This is a genomic window from Candidatus Methylomirabilota bacterium (assembly GCA_036002485.1).
In the GTDB taxonomy this organism is placed as follows: domain Bacteria; phylum Methylomirabilota; class Methylomirabilia; order Rokubacteriales; family CSP1-6; genus AR37.
Window position 1 is genome coordinate 1 of sequence record DASYTI010000007.1, and the last position, 20,199, is coordinate 20,199.

Below are 20,199 nucleotides of genomic sequence, written 5' to 3' on the forward strand. Positions count from 1 at the left end.
CCTTGCCCGTCCCCGACCATCAGCGTCCGGTCCCCGAGGAGGAACCCGAGCGCCGTCACGGGCGCACCGGGTTTGCTCGTGACGGCAGTCGTCTCGACGAGCTTCGGCCCGGAGGGCTCCTTCATGTCGTAGCGGAGCACATTCCCCTGGCTCGTGCCGATGAAGAGATCCTCGGCTCGCCCGTCCAGGCGCAGCGCCGTGATCTCACCCGAGACGTCGGGCGTGAAAGCCTGGATCGACTCTTCGCGACGCGCTCCGCCGATCAACGCCTTCTTCTCGACGATGCTCTGCACGACGAGGTCCGCGGCTCCAACCTGCGCGACCGTCACGCCGCCGCCCGCATCCGGACCTCCCGAAGCAAGACGGCGCACGGCCCGCTTCTTCTCAGGGTCGAGGGCCATGGCCTGCCCGACGGAAGGAGCCGGTACCACGGCACGCGTGCCGTCCTTGAAGGTGACATCGAACTTCATGTCGAGTGGTATCGCACGCCCATCCGACGTGCCGACGAGAAGTCGCGTCTTGCCGACCGCGGCCACCGACGCGACGGTGGCGCCATTCAAGCCCTGCACGACGACGGACGGAGGGGACGGGCCTCCCTTGAGCGAGGCGAACTCGAGATTGCCTGGGCCAGTGAGGGTGAAGGCGATCTCTCGGTACTCGTCGACCCCGATCGCCTCTCCCGCGGCCGGGCCGAGCCCGCCGGCCGTCGCGGCGTAGGTCCCCACGAGGGTCACCGTGGCGGGCTTGAACAGCGGATAGACCTCGGCGGCGATGACGAAAAGGATGGCGAGGATGCACGCGATGATGATGATGCCGCCCACCACCACGAGCCGCGAGGCCCAGCGGTCGGCGAGGATGCGCCGCTCCGTGCGGGCCCGGCTGACCACGAGCGGGCGGGCCGGGGAGGCTGGCCCGCCTGCCGGAAGAGTCTCGGTGTTGATGGCCACGTTATTGAATCTTCGCCAGCTCTTCCTTCGCGATCGAGGCCGGGATCGGGAAGTAGCCGTCCCTGATCACACCCTCCTGCCCTTCCTTGGAGACGATCACCTTCACGAATTCCCTCGTGAGCGGATCGAGCGCCTTGCCGGGCGCCTTGTTGATGTAGACGAAGAGGAAGCGCGCCATCGGGTAGGCCCCGGAGTAGGAGTTGTCGGCGGCGGCCTCCACGCACTTGCCGCCGTCCTTCTCGCTCAGCGGCACCGCCCGCACGCCGGCCGTGGTGTACCCGATGCCGCTGTACCCGGCCGCGAAGCGGTCCACTGTCGCACCCTGGACCACCGCCGCCGAGCCCGGCTGCTCCTTGACCGTATCCTTGTAGTCGCCGTTCTTCATGACGTGCTCTTTGAAGAAGCCGTAGGTGCCCGAGGCCGAGTTGCGACCGTAGAGGCTGATGGGCTTCTGCGCCCACTCCCCCGTGAGCCCGAGCTGCCCCCACGTGTTGATGTCCTCCTTGTAGCCCTGGCGGCGGCCCTTGGAGAACATCGCGTCCACCTGGCTCATGCTGAGGCACTTGATGGGGTTGTCCTTGTTGACGAAGACGGCGAGGGCGTCAACGGAGGTGCGAATGGCCAGCGGCTTGTAGCCGAACTTCTTCTCGAACTGGTCGATCTCCGTCCCTTTCATCTCGCGTGACATCGGGCCCAGCTGCGCGGTGCCGGCGATGAGGGCCGGGGGCGCCGTCGAGGAGCCCTTGCCCTCGATCTGGACCTTCGCATTGGGGTAGAAGCGGCTGAACGTCTCCGCCCAGTGGGTCATCAGATTGTTGAGCGTGTCGGAGCCGACGCTCGAGATATTGCCGCTGACGCCGCTGACCGATTTGTACGCCTGCAGTCCCGGATCCAGCTGTACGGGGGCAGCCAGGGCCAGACCGGAGGTCAACACGGCGACGGCCAGGGCCGACGCCACCATCCGCTTCCTCATATTGTCTCCCTTGTCGAAGGGTATGATCGGATCATCCCGCGGCCATGTTTCACTGACATAAACGTCGTGTTACGTTTGTGTTAATTCCGGCTGCCGAGCCGTGCCGAATCCTGCTCCCTGAAGCGATAGCCGACGCCTCGCACGGTCTCTATTCCCGGCACGGGGAGCCGAGCCGCCGTGAACTTCGCCCGGAGCCCGGCCACGTGCACGTCCGCGGTGCGCGGCTCGACGAAGCCGTCTTCGCCCCAGACAAGATCCAGCAGCTCCTCGCGTCCGAAGACACGCCCGGGAGTGCCCATGAGCGCGGCCAGCAAGTCGAACTCCTTGGGCGTGAGATCCACCCGCTGGCCCTTCATGATCACTTCGAAGCGGTGCCGGTCGATCTCGAGATCGCCGGCCTTGAGGTGCTGCTTCCTGCCCGTGACATCGCTCGCTTTGCCTCGCCGGACCACCGCGCGGATCCGCGCCACCAGCTCGCGAGGAGAGAAGGGCTTGGTGACGTAGTCGTCGGCGCCCATCTCGAACCCGAGGACCTTGTCGCCTTCCTCGACGCGGCCGGTGACCATGATGACGGGAATGCCGCGCGTCTCGGGGTCCTGCTTGAGGCGCCGGCACACCTCCCAGCCATTGAGCTGAGGCACCATGATGTCGAGAAGGATGACTTCCGGCTTGCCCTCGCGCGCGCGCTTGAGGGCGTCGGCGCCATTGTCCACCAGCGCCACGTCGTAGCCTTCCTTGGCCAGGTTGTAGCGAATCAGCTCGGCCACGTCCTGCTCGTCCTCGACGACGAGGACGCGGTGGCCCGATTTGAGCGATGCCGGTGGAGCGGACTCCGAGGTGCGCCGCCACGTTGCCATCGCCGCCTTGACCTCCCCCATGGCTCGTGTCGTCATGGCGGGAGTGTCGCCGCGGCAGGTTACGGCCGGATGACGGCTCCGTAAATGTTGGGTGAAGCGGGGGGTGTCGACTCGTTCCGGAACAGCCTGGGCTAGACCATCTCGGACGAGTGCGGCGCCAGGGAGAAGACGGGGGGAGCCTGATGTCGTCCCTCGTGCATGCCCCAGCGGTAGGTGACGCAGTCGCCGGCGACGAAGCCGCGGGACAGGAGAAACCCCCGCCGGTTCGACTCGCGCTTGCGCGCCACCACGGTCTCGAGGCGGGCCCAACCGCGCTCGGTCGCCAGACCCTTCGCGCCGAGCAGCGCTTCCAGGATTCCCCCGAGCGTCTCGCGGCGAGCGGGGTAACCGAGCTGGATGAGAAGCTCGACCATGTCGGAAAGATCGGCGGGTGCGGCCGGTCGAACTATCAAGGTGGAAACCATGGCGGGAGTCTCGCCTGCCGGCATCTCGCGAGAATGACGTTCGCGCGAAGCCTTGGTGTCAGTCTCCGTATTGAGATTGGGCCATCCGATGTCATTCGGACCTTGTATCGGAACTGCCGATTTGACTCTTTCGCCACGGCCTTTAGCATGTGGTGCTGGAGTCCATACCCAGGAGCGCAAAGGGAGGATTCATGGATAGACGGACATTCTTGAAGACGAGCGCCGGCGCCTCCGCCGGAATGATGGTGGCCGGGCTCGCTCAGCCGATGCGCTCGATGGCCGCGCCGGCCGCTGGCGGCACTAGCTGGCGCACCTTCGAGGTGACCACCCGGGTAGAGGTCATCAAGCCCTCGGGCGTGACGCGAGCCTGGGTGCCCATGCCGCTCTTGCCGGACACCGACTACCACAAGAACCTGAATCAAGGCTGGACCGGCAATGCGGCAATGATGCGCGTGTACCGTGACGAGAAGTATGGCGCGGGCATCTTCTACGCCGAGTGGCCGGGAACAGAGGCGGCGCCCGTGGTCGAGGTGACGACACGCTTCTCCACGCGCGACCGCGCCGTGGATCTCAGCGCGCCGGGCTCTCCCGGCTCAGAGGACAAGACGGTCCTCAAGAGGTATCTATCCGCCACCAAGTTCATCGCGACCGACGGCATCGTGCGTAAGACGGCGCGTGAGATCACCAAGACGGCGAGCACGGACGTCGACAAAGCCAAGGCCCTGTACGAGTGGATCGTCGACAATACCTTCCGCGACCCCAAGGTGCGCGGCTGCGGGCTGGGCGACATCACGGCCATGCTGGAGACGGGCAACCTCGGGGGCAAGTGCGCCGATCTGAACGCGCTGTTCGTCGGCATGGCGCGCTCCGTGGGCATCCCCGCGCGCGACATCTACGGCGTGCGCGTGGCCGACTCCGCCGAGTACAAGAGCCTCGGACGCGGCGGCGACATCACCAAGGCCCAGCACTGCCGCGCGGAGTTCTACGCGGCGAGCCACGGCTGGGTGCCCGTGGATCCTGCCGACGTGCGCAAGCTCGTGCTCGAGGAGAATGGCGGGATACCGCTCACGGATCCCAAGGTGCAGAAGGCGAGGGCCAAGCTCTTCGGCGCGCTGGAGATGAACTGGCTCGCCTACAACTATGCGGCCGACCTGAAGCTCCCCAACTCACCCGGCGATCCTCTCCCCTTCTTCATGTATCCACAGGCGGAGACGGCCAATGAGCGGCGGGACAGCCTCGACCCCGACTCCGTGCGCTACCGGTTAACTTCGAAGGAGCTGACCTCCTAAGTCCCGTCACCGCCGACGCTGCCTCGCTGCCCTCGGACCGCCCGGGGGCAGCGACATTTAAGCCGGCCTTCCGGGGCGGGGGGCGCGCTTGACACTCGCGTCGGCCCGCCTTAGGTTGAGCCTCGGTTGGTGCCGGGATTCGGGGAGGCGCAACGGGCGCCCCGTCCGACATCGGTAGCCCCATCGCCCGACGGAAGAGAGGGCCGAGCGGCCGTCTCTCTCCGATGGAGCGCGCCATCCGGTTCAAGACGCTCAACGGGGATGTGGCAAAGGCCGACAGGGGCGGCGAGGTCCGCCCCTGGACGTTGTCCGACATCCTGGTCCAGGACACGCCCGTGGCGTACGCTTTCATCGGGCCGGCGTTCTTCCTTCTGCTCTTCCTGGTCGCCTATCCCTTCGTCCTCTCCGTCTGGTTCAGCCTCAGCGACGCCCGCGTGGGGGAAACCGGCGCCTTCATCGGTCTCGACAATTTCCGGCGGCTCCTCTCGAGCTCGATCTTTCTCCAGACCCTGCAGAACTCCATGGTCTTCACCGCGCTGGCCCTGGGGCTCAAGACCATCTTCGGCATGGCCCTCGCCCTGCTCCTCTACCGGATCACGAGGTTCAAGCGCCTCATCCGGGGCGCGGTGCTGCTCCCCTTCATCGTACCCACCGCGCTCAGCACCCTCGTCTGGTGGTGGATGTTCGAGCCCCTCTACAGCGTGGTGAACTGGACCCTCAAGGCCTTGCACGTGGTGAATCGCGATATCCCCTGGCTGCCCGATCCCTATCTCGCCATGTTCACGGTCATCCTCGTGAACACCTGGCGGGGCCTCCCCTTCTTCGCCATCACCCTCCTCGCCGGCCTCGTGGCCATTCCGCGGGAGCTCTACGAGGCGGCCGAGTCGGACGGCGCCGGCCCGGTCAAGCGCTTCTGGCACGTCACGGTTCCCCTCGTCAAGCCCGTCCTCGCCGTGGTCATCCTGTTCTCGACCATTTTCACGCTCGCCGACTTCAACATCATCTACATCCTGACCAAGGGCGGGCCGATGAACATGACCCACGTCTTCGCCACCTATTCGTTCGTTCTCGGCCTGCAGAGCGGGCAGATCGGGCAAGGCGCCGCTGTCTCGCTCTTCCTCTTCCCCATTCTTCTCCTCGTGGTCTTCGTCGGGCTTCGCATAGTTCGCAAGTCGACGACGTATGAATAGCCTGACGCGGGGGTGGCGGGGGAGTCGGCCTCTCTTCACCCTCTACCTGCCCACCATGCCCTTCGTCCTCTTCGCGCTCTTCCCCCTCTACTTCATGTTCGTGACGTCCTTCAAGAAGAACGCCGAGCTCTACGACGTGACCTCCGTGCCCTTCTGGATCGGGCGCGGCGTCACCTTCGGGCACTACGAGCTCCTTTCCAAGGACACCTTTTTCTGGAGCTGGTTCGTGAACAGCCTGATGGTCAGCGTGGCGGCCAGCCTGATCTCCGTTGTTCTCGGCATCCTCGCCGCCTATCCGCTGGCGCGCCTGAAGTTCCCCGGCGCGGAATCCTTCGGGGTGGCCATCTTCATCACGTATCTGGTGCCGCCTTCCTTGCTGTTCCTGCCCCTGAGCACCGTGGTCAACCGCTTGGGCCTGTCCGACAGCCTGTGGGCGCTCGTCGTGACCTACCCGACCTTCCTCGTCCCCTTCTGCACCTGGCTCCTCATGGGATATTTCCGCACGGTGCCGAAAGAGATCGAGGAGTGCGCGATGCTCGACGGGTGCAACCGGCTGCAGACCCTGATCCGGATCCTCCTCCCCGTGGCCGTGCCCGGCGTGATCTGCGCGGCTCTCTTCGCCTTCACGCTGTCCTGGAACGAGTTCCTCTACTCCCTGGTCTTCGTCTCGCCCGCCGAGCTGAAGACCCTGACCGTGGGTGTCTTCTCCGAGCTGATCCGGGGAGACATCTACTACTGGGGCGCGCTGATGGCGGGCGCCTGCATCGGCTCGTTCCCCATCGTGATCGCCTACGTCTTCTTCCTGGATTACTACGTCTCGGGACTGACGGCGGGTGCCGTCAAATAAGGAGGGCAACATGGCGAAATCCAGCGCTTCGGCCAATCCTGATGCACGTCGCGTGAGCCGGCGTCAGTTCCTCGGCACGGCGGCGGGCGGAGCCGCCGGCGTCACCGGCATCCTCGCCGCGGGCCGCGCGCCCGCCTTCGCCCAGACGCGCGAGCTCACCTTCCTCAGCATCGCCAGCTTCGTTCCCGAGACCGACAAGGAGCTGAAGCGGCAATTCGAGGAGTGGGGGGCGAAGAACAAGGTCAAGGTGCGGCTCGACATCATCGCCCACCTCCAGCTCCAAACGAAGAAGGCCGCCGAGGTCCAGTCGCGCTCGGGTCACGACCTCACCGCCCTCGGCCCCGGCCTCGGCGACGCCGATCTCTACTTCGACTACCTGGCGGACCTGAATGACGTGGCCGGCGACGTGGCGCCCAAGAACGGCGGGTGGCTGAATCCCAACGACTACCTCATCCGCGGTAAGTGGAAGCTCCTTCCGTGGTGGCAGCCGCCGTTCCCCATGGCCGTGCGTACCGACCTGCTTGAGCAGATCGGCGAGAGGAACCCGGACACCTGGGAGGACTGGCTGCGTATCGGCAAGAAAGGCAAGGCCATCGGACATCCGTTCGGTACCGCCATGGGCCACAGCGGCGACGCCAACGTCACCCTGCTGTCGATCCTGTGGTCCTACGGCGGCTCCTACGTGGGCAAGGACGGCAAGACGATCACCATCAATTCGAAAGAGACACGGCAGGCCATGGAGTTCGTCAAGCGCCTCTACACCGAGGCCATGGACCCGGAGGTGCTGGCGTGGGACGACGCGAGCAACAACCGGTGTCTGAACGCCGGCAAGTGCATCGGCATCCATAATCCGATCAGCGCGTACGAATCCGCCAAGAAGGACAAGGTCGTCGTGCCGGGGACGCAGAAGGAGATCGCGGAGGTCATCGATCACATCAACACACCGAAGGGCCCCGTGGACCGCAAGGCGACCACCGGTTTCTGGTGCGTGGGGATCTGGAACTTTTCCAAGAACGTGGACCTGGCCAAGGACTTCCTGCGCTACCACTTCCAGCCCGACAACCAGGCCAAGTGGGTGGACGCGGGCCACGGGTTCAACATGCCGTTCATGAACAACCTGACCAAGCACCCCGTGTACAAGAGCGACAAACAGTACCGGTTCATTCCCGAGGTCGCCAAGGTGACGGTGCCGCCCTCCTGGCCGGGTCCGACCACCGCGGCCTCGCAACAGGTCTGGGACCTCTACATCATCCCCGACATGTTCGCGCAGTACGCGACGGGCAAGATGACGCTCGACCAGGCAATCAGCTGGGGCGAGAAGGAGATGCAGGAGATCTACGCCGGCCGCCGGCGCAAGAACTGACGCGTGGGTGGCGGCCGCCCCGGGCGCTCCGGGGCGGCCCCGCCCGTCTCAACCCGTCTTGGCCGCGGGCAAGGTGAAGCGGACCGTGGTGCCCTTCCAGAGCTCGCTCTCGATGCCGAGCTCGCCGCCGTGCGCGAGGACAAGATGCTTGACGATGGCAAGCCCCAGGCCGGTGCCGCCGAGCTCTCGCGAGCGCGCCTTGTCCACCCGGTAGAAGCGCTCCGTCAGTCTCGGCAGATCCGCCTTCGGCACCCCGACGCCGGTATCTCGCACGGCAACTTCGACCATCCCTGAGGGGAGCCGCTCTGCCACGACTTTGACGTGGCCACCTCTGGGTGTGTACTTGACCGCGTTGTCCACGAGGTTGATCAGGATCTGGGCGAGCCGGTCGCGGTCGGCCAGGACAGCCGGAAGATCCGCGGACAGACTTGCCTCCACCGTCACGCGACCTGACATGGCTCGCGGCTGGATGATGGCCAGGGCCGACTCCGTCACCTCCGCGAGACTGGTCGCTCCGATGCGCAGGGAGATTCGGCCGAGCTCGATATTTGAGAGATCGGTCAGGTCATCGGTCAGGCGGCCCAGCCGCTCGGTGTGGCGGAAGACCACCTCCAGGAATTTCCGCGCATGCTCGGGCTCCTCGAGGGCGCCGTCGAGCAGCGTCTCGAGATAACCCTGGATGGCGGTGAGGGGCGTCCGGAGCTCGTGGGAGACATTGGCCACGAACTCCGTCCGCACCTGCTCGAGCCGGCGGAGCTCCGTGATGTCATGCAGGATGATGACGACGCCGGACTCGTCGCCCGTGAAGCGGAGGGGCACGGCGTGAACCTGCAGGACACGCTCCGAGGGCTCCGGCAGCTTGATCTCCCGGCTCACCAGCGTGCCGTGGGCGCCCGCGCGGCTCTCGTTGAGGAGGCCGTGCAGGTCCACGTTGCGGATCACTTCGAGGAGGGGCCGGCGCTCGACCCGCGCCGGGCCCAGACCGAAGATGCCGCGGGCGCGCTCGTTCATCAGAATGATGTGGTCGTGACCGTCGGTGGCGATGACGCCCTCGACCATGGCATCGAGGATGGCGGTGGCCTTGGCCTGCTCGCGCTCGAGGTCGTCGATCTTCTCGCGGAGACGCCCGGCCATCACATTGAGCGAGCGGCCCAGCGTGCCGATCTCATCCGGGGAGCGAACGGAGGCGCGGACCTGGAAATTGCCCTCGCTCATCTGGCGCGCCACGTCCTCCATCTCGACCACGGGGCGCGTCACCCGACCGGCCACGAAGAGGCCGATGCCGAGGGCAACCACGAGGGCCACCGCGCCTCCCGCCACCATGACCCCGCGCAGCGACTCGTAGGCCGGCGTGGCCGCCTCGAGCGGCGCGGCCAGCCGCAGGACCCCCGCCACCCGGCCAGACTCCGCCACGGGCACCGCGACGTAGATGAACGGCCTCCCAAGCGTGCCGGAGCGCCGCACGTCGCGGCCGACGCCGCCCTGGAGGGCGGCGCGCACCTCGGGCCGCCCCGCGTGGTCTTCCATTTGGGCCACGTCTTCCGGCCTCCGATCGGAGTCGGCCAGGACGAGCCCGTCAGGCGCGATGACGGTCACCCGAGAGGTCGTGCGTCGCGCGGCGCGCTCGGCAAAAGCCTGAATGGCGCCGCCACCCCCGTCCGTCCGGAGGGCCAGCCGGGTCTCGTCCTCGAGCACCTGGGCCGCCGTGCCGAGGCGCGCCTCGATGGACTCGATGGCCACGCGCTCGAGACCCCGGGAGAGATAGACGCCCACGAGCATCATGGTCACCGCGACGAAGCCCACGAGCGTCAGGGTGAGCTTGAGGGCGATGCGGCTGCGGAGGGCGTGGACGAGCCGGCCGAGCATCACGTCATCGGGTCCAGGCGGTACCCGACGCTCTTGACCGTGAGGATCCGGCGCCCTTCGGGACCCAGCTTCACGCGCAGCCGGCGGACGTGCACGTCGACCGTCCTCGACTCGATCTCCCCCGCGCGCGAATAGCCCCAGACCCGATCGAGGAGGAATTCGCGGGAGAGGACTCGTCCTTGCGCGTCCGCGAGCGCGCAGAGCAGCTCGAACTCCTTGTGGGTCAGGGTCAGAGGCGCCTTCTCCACGGTGACCGTGCGCGTTCCCTGGTCGATGGTGAGCGCACCGATGGCGATGCGCGCGGCGCCGGGAGCGGACTTGGCCCGGCGAAGGACGGCGCGCACGCGGGCGAGGAGCTCCTTGGGAGAGAAGGGCTTGACGATGTAGTCGTCGGCGCCCAGCTCGAGGCCGAGGACGCGGTCGACCTCGTCGCTCTTGGCCGTCAGCATCACGATGGGCAGCGCGGCCGTCGAGGCCTCCTGGCGGAGGGTGCGGCAGACCTCGAGTCCGCCCATGGCGGGCAGCATGAGGTCCAGCAGCACGAGGTCCGGCGGGGTGTGACGGACCTGGCGCAGGGCTTCCTCGCCGCTGCTCGCGCTCGAGACCTGATAGCCCTCGCGCTGAAGGTGGAAGAGGACGAGGTCGCGGATGTCCCGCTCGTCCTCGACGATGAGCACACGGCTCGGCATGTCGCCGCTATCTTACCAGCGGCGCGTCTCACCGAGCTTCATGATCCAGGCGCGATCGGGCGGCACCCTGCGGCGCGCGGCCTCTGCGAGCATGCGCGCGGGCGGCTCCTCCAGCGGCTCGTCCGCGAGATCGAACGTACCCCAGTGGATGCCGAGCAGGGTCCGGCCACGGAGATCCTGAAAGGCCGCCACCGCCTGCTCGGGAGTCAAGTGGACGAAGCGCATGATGGAGGGCGGCATATAGGCGCCGATGGCGAGGGCGGTGAGATCGAAGGGGCCCAGTCGCTCGCCGATCTCGCGGAAGCCGTCGAAGTAGCCCGTGTCGCCGCTGAAATAGACTCGACGTGAAGACCCCAAGACGGCCCACGAGGCCCAGAGCCGCGTATTCGAATCCCACGGGCTCCGCTGGGAGAAGTGCTGGGCGGGCGTGCACACGATGCGGAGGCCGCGATACTCGAACTCCTTCCACCAGTCCAGCTCGACCACGCGCGTGATCCCCTGCCCCTCGAGCCAGCTCTTGAGACCGAGGGGCACCACGAACACTGGGTCGCGGTCGGCGGCCAGCCGCTTGACCGTGCCCAGATCGAGGTGATCGAAGTGATCGTGGGACAGGACGACCACGTGGATGCGCGGCAAGTCCTCGAAGGCGAGGCCCGGGGCCTGCAGCCGCTTCGGTCCCGCGAAGGCTACGGGGCTCGCCCGCCCTCCCCAGTGCGGATCCGTGAGCAGGTTCACCCCGTCGAGCTGCAGGAGCACCGTCGCGTGCCCGACCCAGGTCACCGTGGACTCGGAGCCATTCGCGCGAAGTGCGGCGCCGTCGTTGGCCACTCGGGGAACATCGATCGTCCTCGCCGAGGCCCAGGCCCGCTTCAAGATGAAGGCGAAGCGGGCCGCGGCAGACGGGCGCTCGAAGGCCGGGTTGGTATTGCGGAAGCCGCCCTCGACGTGATGGGCGGGCTGGCCGGGAATAGACTCCTTGCCTACCCCGGTGCATGCGGCCAGGGCCCCCGCGGTCAGCAGGCAGACGAGCAGGCGTGACCGCACGCGGACTCGCACGGTCAGCGAGTCTACCGTGGAACGCGGGGTCGCGCGACGGCGGTCAGGCCGACTTCGCCCCGTTGCCGCTGTTCGAGCGGGCCACCGGCAAGAGCCCGAGCAGCCGCAGCCGCTTGCGCAGGGTATTGCGGTTGATCCCGAGCAAGCGAGCCGCCTTCAGCTGGTTGCCGGCCGACAGCTCGAGGGCATGCCGCAGGAGCGGGGTCTCCACTCTCGCCATGACGCTCCGATACAGCCGACCGCTCTCCGCCGCCGCGGAATCACGCACGACGATCGGGAGGACTGTGCTCAATAGCCGATCGAACTCCTCCGCCTCAGCTCGGCCATCCATGCTGGCTCCTTTCCGAGCCGCCTCCCCTTTGAAGCAGTCTCACGTCGCGAATCTCACTCTGGCGAGCCTCACCGCCGCTCGCTCCTAGAACTCCTTGTAGTGCAGGAACTTCGCGTCGATCGTGATGACGCCGCGCTCGCCTTTCTTCTCGAGCGTCACCTTGCAGTCGATGGCCGAGAGAATGCCATCGCCCCAGAGCTCGTTGGAGCGTTCCCGGAGGGCATCTCCGTATACTCCCACCAGCTCCATGAGCCGATACTTGAAGGGATCCGTGGTCAGGGGAAAGTCGGTGCGGAGCGGCATGGCGGTGGTCGCCATGGCCGTCTCCGCGTCGATCCCGACGGCCTGGGCGAGCTTCTTGGCCTCCTCGGCATTCAAACGGTGCTGCCCGTGGAGGGCCGCCGCGATGTACATGGTGTCCTTGGTCCCGATGGCCTTGCCGAGGTCGTCGTAGGAGAGGCCCTTGGCCTCTCGGGCCTGCCGGATTCTCTGGAGCGCCGCTGCTCGGTCCATGTGGGTCTCCTTTAGCGTGTGGGGAGGAGCTCTCCCGTGGCGTGGCTCCCCTCCGCCTGAGCATCCGCCAAGGCCTGCTCCTGGAGATGTCGGGAGCGCTCCACGAGGAAATGGATGATGTGGCTGCGCAGACGCGCGTACTCCGGATCGTCGATGATGCTCGAGCGGAAGCGCGGGCGCGGGATCTTGACCTCCACGATCTCGGCGAGACGCGCGTCCGGCCCGTTGGTCATGAGGGCGACGCGGTCGGAGAGGAGGATGGCCTCGTCGACGTCATGGGTGACCATGAACACCGTGTTCCGGGAGGCCGTCCACATCCGGACCAGCTCTTCCTGGATGACCCCGCGCGTGAGGGCGTCGATCTGGGCGAAGGGCTCGTCGAGCAGGAGCACCTTGGGCTCGGTGGCGAAGGCCCGGGCCAGGCCCACGCGCTGCTTCATGCCTCCCGAGAGGGCCGACGGCCGCTTGTTCTCGGCCCCCGTGAGGCCGACCATCTCCACGTAGCGCTGCACCCACTCCTCGATCTTGCGCGACGGCCACGAAGGATACGCGGAGCGCACGGCCAGTCGCACGTTCTGGGTCACCGTCATCCAGGGCATGAGCGAGAAGTTCTGGAAGACGACCATGCGGTCCATCCCGGGTCCGCTGATCTCCCGGCCCTCCAGCACCACGCCGCCCAGGGAGGCCGTCTCCAGCCCCGCGATGATGTTCAAGAGCGTGCTCTTGCCGCAGCCGGAATGGCCCACCATGGTCACGAACTCGCCCCGCTCCACCCCGAAGGCGACGTCGCGGAAGACGCAGAGCTGCCCCCGCCCGTCGGGGTCGGGAAAGAACTTGGTGGCGTGATCGATCTCGAGAAAGGCCATGAAGTGCCGTCTAGTCCGTGTAGGCGACCAGCTTGGCCACTCGGCCCAGCCCGAAGTCGAGGAGGACGCCCACCACGCCGATGGCCAGGATGGCGAAGATGACGCTGTTCAGCGCGAGGTTGTTCCACTCGTTCCACACGAAGTAGCCGACCCCGGTACCCCCGATCAGCATCTCCGCGGCCACGATGGCGACCCAGGCGCTCCCGATGGAGATGCGCAGCCCGGCCAGGATGGCGGGGGCGGCCGCGGGCAGGATGACCTGGAAGAATCGCCGGGGCCAGGAGAGCTGCAGCAGCCGCGACACGTTGAGATAGTCCTTCCGGATGCTGGCCACCCCGAAGGCGGTGTTGGCCATGGTCGGCCACAGCGAGGACATGAAGATCACGAGCACCGCCGCCTGCCCGGCATTCTTGATCGTGTAGAGAAAGAGCGGCATCCAGGCGAGCGGCGAGACGGGCTTGAGGATCTGGATGAAGGGGTTGGCCGCCTTGAAGAGCGCGGGCGAGGAGCCCAGGGCCACCCCGAGCATGATGGCCACCACGGAGGCGGCGAGATAGCCCACGATGAGCCGCCCCAGGCTATAGCCGAGCTGGAGGCCAAAGCCCTTGTCGTTGGGGCCGCGGTCATAGAATGGATCGGCGAGCATGTCCCACGACGTCTGGGCGACGGCCACGGGCCCGGGAATACCCGAGCCCTTGCCGCCCTTCCCACCCGCGCCCGCCAGGGCCTGCCAGGCCCCCAGGAAGATGACGAGCAGCACCAGGCTGTACACCACCGTCCTCACACGCTCGCGCCGGCCCGCCGTCATCGTCATCAGGCCCGCTTGATGGCGAAGCCGCTCAGATACTCACCGGGCTTCGCGGGGTCGAAGGTCTTCTGCTTGCCGAACAGGAACGTATGTGTGACGGAATTCTTATCTGGCGCCTTGTAACCGAGCGCCTTCATCACCTCCCGACACTGGTCCGCCGCGAAGACCTGGGCCGCCACCTTGGCATAGTCGACGTCACCCTTGATGTAGCCCCAGCGCTTCATTTGGGTGAGGATCCAGATGGCCATGGAGTGATACGGGAACGGATCGAAGTCCACGCGGTCCGGCACGTTCATCTTCTGGCCGAGGCCGTTGTCGAACTGCCCCGTGAGCACCGCCTCGATCACCTCCACGGGCTGGTTGAGGTAGTTGCGCGGGGCGATGGCGGCGGCGATGTCCTTGCGATTCTTCTTGTCGTGCGCGTACTGGGTCGCGTCCACGATGGCGCGGAAGAGCGCGCCGAAGGCATTCGGCGAGCTCTCCGCGAAGTCCTTGCGCGCGGCGAAGGCGCAGCAGGGATGGCCGGGCCAGATGTCCTTCGACAGCATCCAGATGAAGCCCTCGTTCTCGTATACCGCGCGCTGGTTGAACGGATCGGGGCCGAGGTAGCCGTCGAGGTTGCCCGCCCGGAGATTCGCCACCATCTCGGGGGGCGGCACCGCGCGGATCTGGATGTCCTTGTCGGGATCGAGCCCGGCCTCCGCGACCACATAGCGGAGCAGAAAATTGTGCATCGAGTAGTCGAAGGGCACGCCGAACTTGAAGCCCTTGAAATCGGCGGCGCTCTTCACGCCCTTGTGCTTGTTGGCCAGGGTGATGGCCTGGCCGTTGATGTTCTCGACGGCGGGCATCACGTAGGGTACTTCCTGCGACCCGATGCCCATGCTGATGGCCAGCGGCATGGGCGAGAGCATGTGGGTGGCGTCGCTCTCCTTGTTGATGGAGAGGTCGCGGATCATGGCCCAGCTCGAGGCCTTCACCACCTGGGCATTGAGGCCGTATTTCTTGTAGAAGCCCATGGGCTCGGCCATGATGATGGGGGTCGCGCACGTGATGGGGATGAACCCGATCTTGAGGTCCTTCTTCTCGGGCGGCCCGAGCTTGGCCTGGGCCAGCGCCTTGGCCGCGCCGAGAGGGAAGACGTCGGCGAGGGCGGCGGCCGCGGCTCCCGCGCCGACCACTTTGAAGAAGTCGCGGCGATCCCCGAAGACCGCATGCTGGACCGAGCGCTCGACGAGGCGATCGATCACCGCCTCGGTGTTCTCGGGCTTTGCCTCCATCCGTTTCCCCTCCCCCGTTCGGATTGGTCTTCGGGGCCGAATCACCCGAGGTGAGCAGAGCAAGGCCTGTGCCTCGATCTGGCTCCAAGCAAATCAACGAGTTCAGGCAGGCGGGGAAAATCAGCGATGCGGGATTGCCCACGAGATAAGCACACACGCCTCTCGCGTGAGCAAGCTGTGGGCAGTTCCCGTGCCTACGATGTGGGCATGAAAGAGACGTGGGCGCTCACAACGCGCCAGCCCTCAGGCATACGAACCCAGGTCTGGCTCTGGCGACCCTCCCGCCCTGACTCGAGCCGCTGAAACTCGGTGTTGGCCGTCGCGAGGTCGCGCCCGAAGGTGGTGATGACGGTGTTCTTGAGGACCCGGCGCAGATCCATTTTCGGTCGCGCGAGTCGCGAGGCATGGATGGCCGCGAAGCCATAGGCATTGTCCGTCAGCGAGTAGCGAATGACGCGCGGGTCCCTCCAGAAACAGGAATCCAGGACCTCGATGTCGTTCGCGTCGAGCGCTTTCTCGTAGCGATCGAAGGCCGCGGTCACCTCGGCGACAATATCGGGCAGATTCATGTCCACGACGCTGGTCTCCTTTCACCCCGATCCTGAACGACCAGGCTCACGCAGCAAGTCGGGCGCCGACGGCGCCGGCGCTCTCGAGGGCGATGGCGACACGAAAGAGGGCGGCCTCGTTCCAGGGCGCGGCGATGAGCTGCACGCCGAGCGGGAGGGGACCAGATCCGGCCACCGGGACGGAGATCACGGGCAGGCCGATGAAGGACAAGGGTTGCGTGTAGAGCCCGAGAATAGCCCGGCTCGGCACCGTCACGCCCGCTATCATTATCGTGTCCTGGTCAATCTTGGGGGCCGGGCATGGCGTGGTCGGGGCCAGCAGCACGTCCACCGAATCGAAAATCTCGCGTACCCGCTCCCGGTACCAGGCCCGGAAGCGCTGGGCCTGGATATAGAACCCGGCGGGTAGTAACGCGCCGGCGAGGAAGCGGTCGCGCGTCATGGGGTCGAAATCCATGGGCCGGTGCTTGAGGTCCTCCCGGTGAAGGTTGGCGCCCTCGGAGGCCGTGATGATCATGGCCGCCGCGCGGGCGCGATGTGGCTCGGGCACGGTCACGTGCCGCGTGGCTCCGAGTGACTTCGCAACGCGGTCGACGGCGGCGAAGACATCGGGTTCGCCTCCCATGGCGAAGTGACCATCGGCGACCGCGATGCGCAGTCCTCGTATGCCTTCGTCCATTCGCGCCCGGCAGGGCTCGACGGGGCGTTCGGCGCACACGGGATCGGCCGGGTCCGCTCCCTGCATCACGTCGTACGCGATAGCCAGATCGCGTACCGACGTGGCCAGCGGACCGACATGGTCGAAGCTAATGCCGAACAGGGCCGCCCCGGCCCGGGAAAGACGCCCATAGGTAGGCTTGAGCCCGAAGATGCCGCAGAGCGCGGCGGGCACGCGGATCGAGCCATTGGTATCCGAGCCCAGGGTCAGGGGCACGAGCCCGGCCGCCACCGCGGCGGCCGAGCCTCCCGAGGAGCCGCCGGCCACTCTGGCGGGGTCGTGGGGATTGCGAGTCGGGCCGTAGTGCGTGTTCTCGGTGGTGAAGCCAAAGGCGTACTCGTCCATGTTGAGGGCGCCCAGGAGAATGGCCCCGGCCCGGCGCAGCCGTGCCACCACCGTCGCATCCCGGACCGCGGGCGGGCGCTCCGCATTGATCTTGGACCCAGCCAGCGTGGTCAGGCCCGCGACGTCGAAGAGATTCTTGACCGCGAAGGGAACTCCGGCGAGCGGGCCGACAGGCTTGCCCGCCCTCATGTCGGCATCCACGGCCTCGGCATCGCGGAGCGCGCTCTCGGCAATGAGAGCCGTGAAGGCGTTGATCTGCGCGTCGCGCGCTCGGATCCGCTCGAGGGCGGAGGCCACGAGGTCGCGTGCCGCCACACGGCGCGCGCGGACCTCGGCCGCCATGCCCGTCGCGTCGAGAGGGCTCACGGTTTGAATACCGGGGCCGTCTCCGTGTCCCCGACCGGAAAATCGCGAACCAGCGCCCCCGCGGCCAAGAGAATGGCCAGGTTGCGCGCCACCCCTTCACGGCATTCCGGCGGGATGGTCAGACCGAGAAGCGGAGCGACGTGCTCGAGGTACTGACGCACCTCGCCCTGCCCCACGTCGGCCGGGCCGGGCGCCGCGCTCATGGCGGATCCATGAAAGTAAGGAGCACAGCCTACATCTTGCGCAAGGCGAGCGGTTCGAGGCCCCAAAGGCCGGCCCGGCACACCGCCCACGCTCTCTCGATGGCTCGCTGAAGGGCATGGGCCGAGGGCGCGAGAAGACGCACGACGATGCCGCCGCGGGCGAGCACGGACACCCCCGCTCTGGCGTCTAGCGCGCTCCCGTCAAGCGCGGTCGAGAGACTGGAGGCGAGCTCGTCCAGGCCGGGGTACGTCGGCGAGAGGGCGGCGACCGTCGCCACATAGGCCATGCCCTCGGCGGCCCCAAGCCCTCCCCAACCCTGCGCACCGTGCAGGATCACGCGATCCTTAAAGACCAGTCCTTCCGAATCCCGCGCCGCCATGCCGCTGTCGAGCAGGTGGAAGCCCCAGGTTTCGCGGCGGGCCGCGCGTCCGACGGCCCAGGCGTCACAGAGTATGGCCGAGGCGCCCGGGGCCAGCTCGACCTCGATGCTCTGGACGAGGCGCGCCCCCGGGGAAAGAATGACATGGTCAGGCAGGTACTCGAGCCGGGCGCCCTCTCCCACGCGAAAGATCACGCGCTGGACTGAGACCGGCCCTGTGCTGCGATAGACGCGGGTCGCGCTCGGCGTCGAGAGACACACATGGCTGCCCGCGCCGAGCTCCGCGCGCGTCTCGAGATGGTCGCCGCCGAGCACACCGCCCGTCGGGTTCAGGAGGAGCAGCGTGGCCGCCCCCGTACCGTCCAGATCCACAGGCTCGAGCGCCTGCAGGGGCAGCGTGAAGCGGCGGCCGGTCAGGACCGTGCGCCCGGCGCGGCGCTCGAAGGCGAGACCGAGGAAGCCGTCGCGCCCCGTGCGGAGGGGCGACGGCGCTTCAGGGCTCGAAGAGCAGCTCGCGACGGATCCAGTCCACCACGCGGTCGGCGCCGGTCCCATCGCGGAGATTGGTGAAGACAAAGGGACGATCCCCCCTCATCCGCTTGGAGTCCCGCTCCATCACGGAGAGATCGGCGCCGACATAGGGCGCCAGGTCGATCTTGTTGATGACGAGCAGATCGGAGCGGGTGATGCCGGGCCCGCCCTTGCGGGGGATCTTGTCCCCTTCCGCCACGTCGATGACGTAGATGGTCGCGTCCACGAGCTCCGGGCTGAACGTCGCGGCCAGGTTATCGCCCCCGCTCTCCACGAAGAGCATCTCGAGCCCGGGAAAGCGGCCGAGGATCTGGTGCGCGGCCTCGAGGTTGACCGAGGCGTCCTCCCGGATGGCCGTGTGCGGGCAGCCGCCCGTCTCCACGCCGAGCACGCGCTCTGACGGCAGGGCGCCGCGCCGGATGAGGAACTGGGCGTCCTCCTGAGTGTAAATGTCATTGGTGATCACGGCCATGTCGTAGCGGTCGCGCAGGCGAAGGCAGAGCGACTCGACCAGGGCCGTCTTGCCCGAGCCCACCGGTCCGCCAATGCCTATGCGAAGCGGCCGCGGGATCCGGGAATCTGCGCTCACGAGCGGAAGAGCCTCATCTCGAGGGTGGCGTGCCGGATGCCGGCCATCTCGATGCCCGGAGCGAAGCTCCACAGCTCGTGGGCGCCGCGTCCCGCTGCCTCGCGGGCCACGCGCGAGATGACGGGATGCAGCGCCCACAGCACGCGCTGCCCTTCCAGCTGGCCCATGGAAAGGAGCCGCAGCGCCGCGCCGATGAGGAGGGCGGTGGTCGAATACAGATAGGCCGTCGCCGCCGCCTCCGCTTCCCAGCGGAGCGTGGCGGCCGTGAGCCCGTAGCCCACGGCGTGATGGCCAGGCACGAGGCCCTTGTCGACATCTGCCGAATATGTCGCGATCCGCGGATCGCCGGTGAGGGCGGCGGCCACCCGGAGGGTCTGGCGCCCCATCTGACGGCTGCCCTCGCGGAACTCTCTCACGGGCTTCATGGCTTCCAGGGTGACGTCGATCTCGCGGCACGCGTCGAGATCGCCGCGCTCCGCGGCTCGAAGGGTCCCCACGGCGGCCGTGGCATCGCACGGCCCGACCGCGCCTTCGAGCTGCGCCATGAGGAAGCGCTCGAGCTCCTCGCGTCCTCTGACATGGCCCTGCTGGCAATAGGTCTCGAGGCCGAAGGAGTGCGCATAGCCCCCCGTGGGAAAGGCGCTGTCGGCGAAGTGGAGCAATGAAAGGAGTCGTGGATCACTCATGCCGATGGCCGTCTAGCGGGCTGTGACCGTGTTCATGCGAGTGGCCGGCACCCAGGGGGGTGAAGACGGCCGCCGAGCGCTTCCAGACCACGCCGAGTCGGGTCAGGAGCTGCGTCATGGCGCTGTCCTCAGGCACGAGGAGGTCATCACCGGCTATGGCGACGGGGAAATGCCGGTTGCCGACATCGAAGGCGATGCGAATGGCCTCGTTTCTATCTCTTGGCGTCACCGCGAGCACGGGCTCGGGTCTACCCTCGATCTCGAGGTACCACTCCGCCTCGACGGCCACGATGTCCCCCGGATGGAGCAGGCTCCCCGTGGGCAGCGCGAGGGCCACCTCTCTCCCGCCGGTCGTGATCACACGCTTGCGCGTCCATCGCCGCTCCTCCCAGGTCAAGCAGAGCGTATCGCGCCGCTTTCCCGCCAGGGCAGCCGCATCCACGTGCAGGTGCGACTCGGTGATCAGCAGCACG

Annotated in this window: 23 protein-coding genes; 4 read left to right on the forward strand and 19 right to left on the reverse strand. The window is 67.2% G+C overall.

Annotated elements, in window-relative coordinates; genetic code table 11:
• The 4 genes from VGT00_01050 to VGT00_01065 all read right to left on the reverse strand — a co-directional run.
• The coding region (locus tag VGT00_01050; GenBank protein ID HEV8529985.1) for an ABC transporter permease at positions 1-947 on the reverse strand (947 nt) is incomplete at its 3' end.
• A gap of 1 nt (position 948) precedes the next feature.
• On the reverse strand, positions 949-1,920 hold the full coding sequence (locus VGT00_01055) for a phosphate ABC transporter substrate-binding protein PstS family protein (protein HEV8529986.1): 972 nt from the start codon (positions 1,918-1,920) through the stop codon (positions 949-951).
• An 80-nt stretch (positions 1,921-2,000) separates the two neighbouring features.
• Entirely contained in the window at positions 2,001-2,813 is an 813-nt protein-coding gene (locus VGT00_01060) for a response regulator transcription factor (GenBank protein ID HEV8529987.1), read from the reverse strand.
• 95 nt (positions 2,814-2,908) lie between these two features.
• Positions 2,909-3,190, reverse strand: a complete 282-nt coding sequence (locus VGT00_01065) for a hypothetical protein (GenBank protein ID HEV8529988.1) — start codon at positions 3,188-3,190, stop codon at positions 2,909-2,911.
• Positions 3,191-3,432: 242 nt separating this feature from the next.
• Between VGT00_01065 and VGT00_01070 the strand changes: the two genes are divergently transcribed.
• The 4 genes from VGT00_01070 to VGT00_01085 all read left to right on the forward strand — a co-directional run bounded on the left by VGT00_01070 (position 3,433) and on the right by VGT00_01085 (position 7,930).
• Complete coding sequence (locus tag VGT00_01070) at positions 3,433-4,530, forward strand: transglutaminase domain-containing protein (protein ID HEV8529989.1); 1,098 nt, start codon at positions 3,433-3,435, stop codon at positions 4,528-4,530.
• A 224-nt stretch (positions 4,531-4,754) separates the two neighbouring features.
• Positions 4,755-5,720, forward strand: coding sequence for a sugar ABC transporter permease (locus VGT00_01075; protein ID HEV8529990.1), 966 nt, complete (start codon positions 4,755-4,757; stop codon positions 5,718-5,720).
• Positions 5,713-6,567, forward strand: coding sequence for a carbohydrate ABC transporter permease (locus VGT00_01080; protein HEV8529991.1), 855 nt, complete (start codon positions 5,713-5,715; stop codon positions 6,565-6,567). Before VGT00_01075 ends, VGT00_01080 begins: the two co-directional genes overlap by 8 nt.
• 10 nt (positions 6,568-6,577) lie before the next feature.
• On the forward strand, positions 6,578-7,930 hold the full coding sequence (locus tag VGT00_01085; GenBank protein ID HEV8529992.1) for an extracellular solute-binding protein: 1,353 nt from the start codon (positions 6,578-6,580) through the stop codon (positions 7,928-7,930).
• A 48-nt stretch (positions 7,931-7,978) separates the two neighbouring features.
• Here VGT00_01085 and VGT00_01090 read toward each other — a convergent pair whose 3' ends face one another.
• The 15 genes from VGT00_01090 to VGT00_01160 form a co-directional block, all read right to left on the reverse strand.
• Positions 7,979-9,796, reverse strand: a complete 1,818-nt coding sequence (locus VGT00_01090) for an ATP-binding protein (GenBank protein ID HEV8529993.1) — start codon at positions 9,794-9,796, stop codon at positions 7,979-7,981.
• The gene (locus tag VGT00_01095) at positions 9,796-10,485 is read right to left on the reverse strand and encodes a response regulator transcription factor (protein HEV8529994.1); all 690 of its coding nucleotides are present in this window, start codon (positions 10,483-10,485) and stop codon (positions 9,796-9,798) included. Before VGT00_01095 ends, VGT00_01090 begins: the two co-directional genes overlap by 1 nt.
• Before the next feature lie 12 nt (positions 10,486-10,497).
• Positions 10,498-11,541, reverse strand: coding sequence for an MBL fold metallo-hydrolase (locus VGT00_01100; GenBank protein ID HEV8529995.1), 1,044 nt, complete (start codon positions 11,539-11,541; stop codon positions 10,498-10,500).
• A 43-nt stretch (positions 11,542-11,584) separates the two neighbouring features.
• Positions 11,585-11,833, reverse strand: coding sequence for a helix-turn-helix domain-containing protein (locus tag VGT00_01105; GenBank protein ID HEV8529996.1), 249 nt, complete (start codon positions 11,831-11,833; stop codon positions 11,585-11,587).
• 123 nt (positions 11,834-11,956) lie between these two features.
• Positions 11,957-12,385 carry a helix-turn-helix domain-containing protein gene (locus tag VGT00_01110; GenBank protein HEV8529997.1) on the reverse strand — a complete coding sequence of 143 codons (429 nt, stop codon included), beginning with the start codon at positions 12,383-12,385 and terminating at the stop codon, positions 11,957-11,959.
• Positions 12,386-12,396: 11 nt separating this feature from the next.
• Positions 12,397-13,251 carry an ABC transporter ATP-binding protein gene (locus VGT00_01115; GenBank protein HEV8529998.1) on the reverse strand — a complete coding sequence of 285 codons (855 nt, stop codon included), beginning with the start codon at positions 13,249-13,251 and terminating at the stop codon, positions 12,397-12,399.
• Positions 13,252-13,261: 10 nt separating this feature from the next.
• On the reverse strand, positions 13,262-14,059 hold the full coding sequence (ntrB, locus tag VGT00_01120; protein HEV8529999.1) for a nitrate ABC transporter permease: 798 nt from the start codon (positions 14,057-14,059) through the stop codon (positions 13,262-13,264).
• A 5-nt stretch (positions 14,060-14,064) separates the two neighbouring features.
• Positions 14,065-15,339: a CmpA/NrtA family ABC transporter substrate-binding protein gene (locus VGT00_01125; protein HEV8530000.1), complete on the reverse strand. Its 1,275-nt coding sequence runs from the start codon at positions 15,337-15,339 to the stop codon at positions 14,065-14,067.
• 194 nt (positions 15,340-15,533) lie between these two features.
• Entirely contained in the window at positions 15,534-15,908 is a 375-nt protein-coding gene (hpxZ, locus tag VGT00_01130) for an oxalurate catabolism protein HpxZ (GenBank protein HEV8530001.1), read from the reverse strand.
• Between the two features lie 46 nt (positions 15,909-15,954).
• The gene (locus VGT00_01135; GenBank protein HEV8530002.1) at positions 15,955-17,337 is read right to left on the reverse strand and encodes an AtzE family amidohydrolase; all 1,383 of its coding nucleotides are present in this window, start codon (positions 17,335-17,337) and stop codon (positions 15,955-15,957) included.
• On the reverse strand, positions 17,334-17,540 hold the full coding sequence (locus VGT00_01140) for a DUF4089 domain-containing protein (protein ID HEV8530003.1): 207 nt from the start codon (positions 17,538-17,540) through the stop codon (positions 17,334-17,336). The genes VGT00_01135 and VGT00_01140 overlap by 4 nt, the downstream gene beginning before the upstream one ends.
• Before the next feature lie 29 nt (positions 17,541-17,569).
• Positions 17,570-18,475: an urease accessory protein UreD gene (locus VGT00_01145; GenBank protein HEV8530004.1), complete on the reverse strand. Its 906-nt coding sequence runs from the start codon at positions 18,473-18,475 to the stop codon at positions 17,570-17,572.
• Entirely contained in the window at positions 18,414-19,040 is a 627-nt protein-coding gene (ureG, locus tag VGT00_01150; protein HEV8530005.1) for an urease accessory protein UreG, read from the reverse strand. Before ureG ends, VGT00_01145 begins: the two co-directional genes overlap by 62 nt.
• Positions 19,037-19,726, reverse strand: a complete 690-nt coding sequence (locus tag VGT00_01155) for an urease accessory protein UreF (GenBank protein ID HEV8530006.1) — start codon at positions 19,724-19,726, stop codon at positions 19,037-19,039. The genes ureG and VGT00_01155 overlap by 4 nt, the downstream gene beginning before the upstream one ends.
• The gene (locus VGT00_01160; GenBank protein ID HEV8530007.1) at positions 19,719-20,198 is read right to left on the reverse strand and encodes an urease accessory protein UreE; all 480 of its coding nucleotides are present in this window, start codon (positions 20,196-20,198) and stop codon (positions 19,719-19,721) included. The genes VGT00_01155 and VGT00_01160 overlap by 8 nt, the downstream gene beginning before the upstream one ends.
• Position 20,199: the final 1 nt, after the last annotated feature.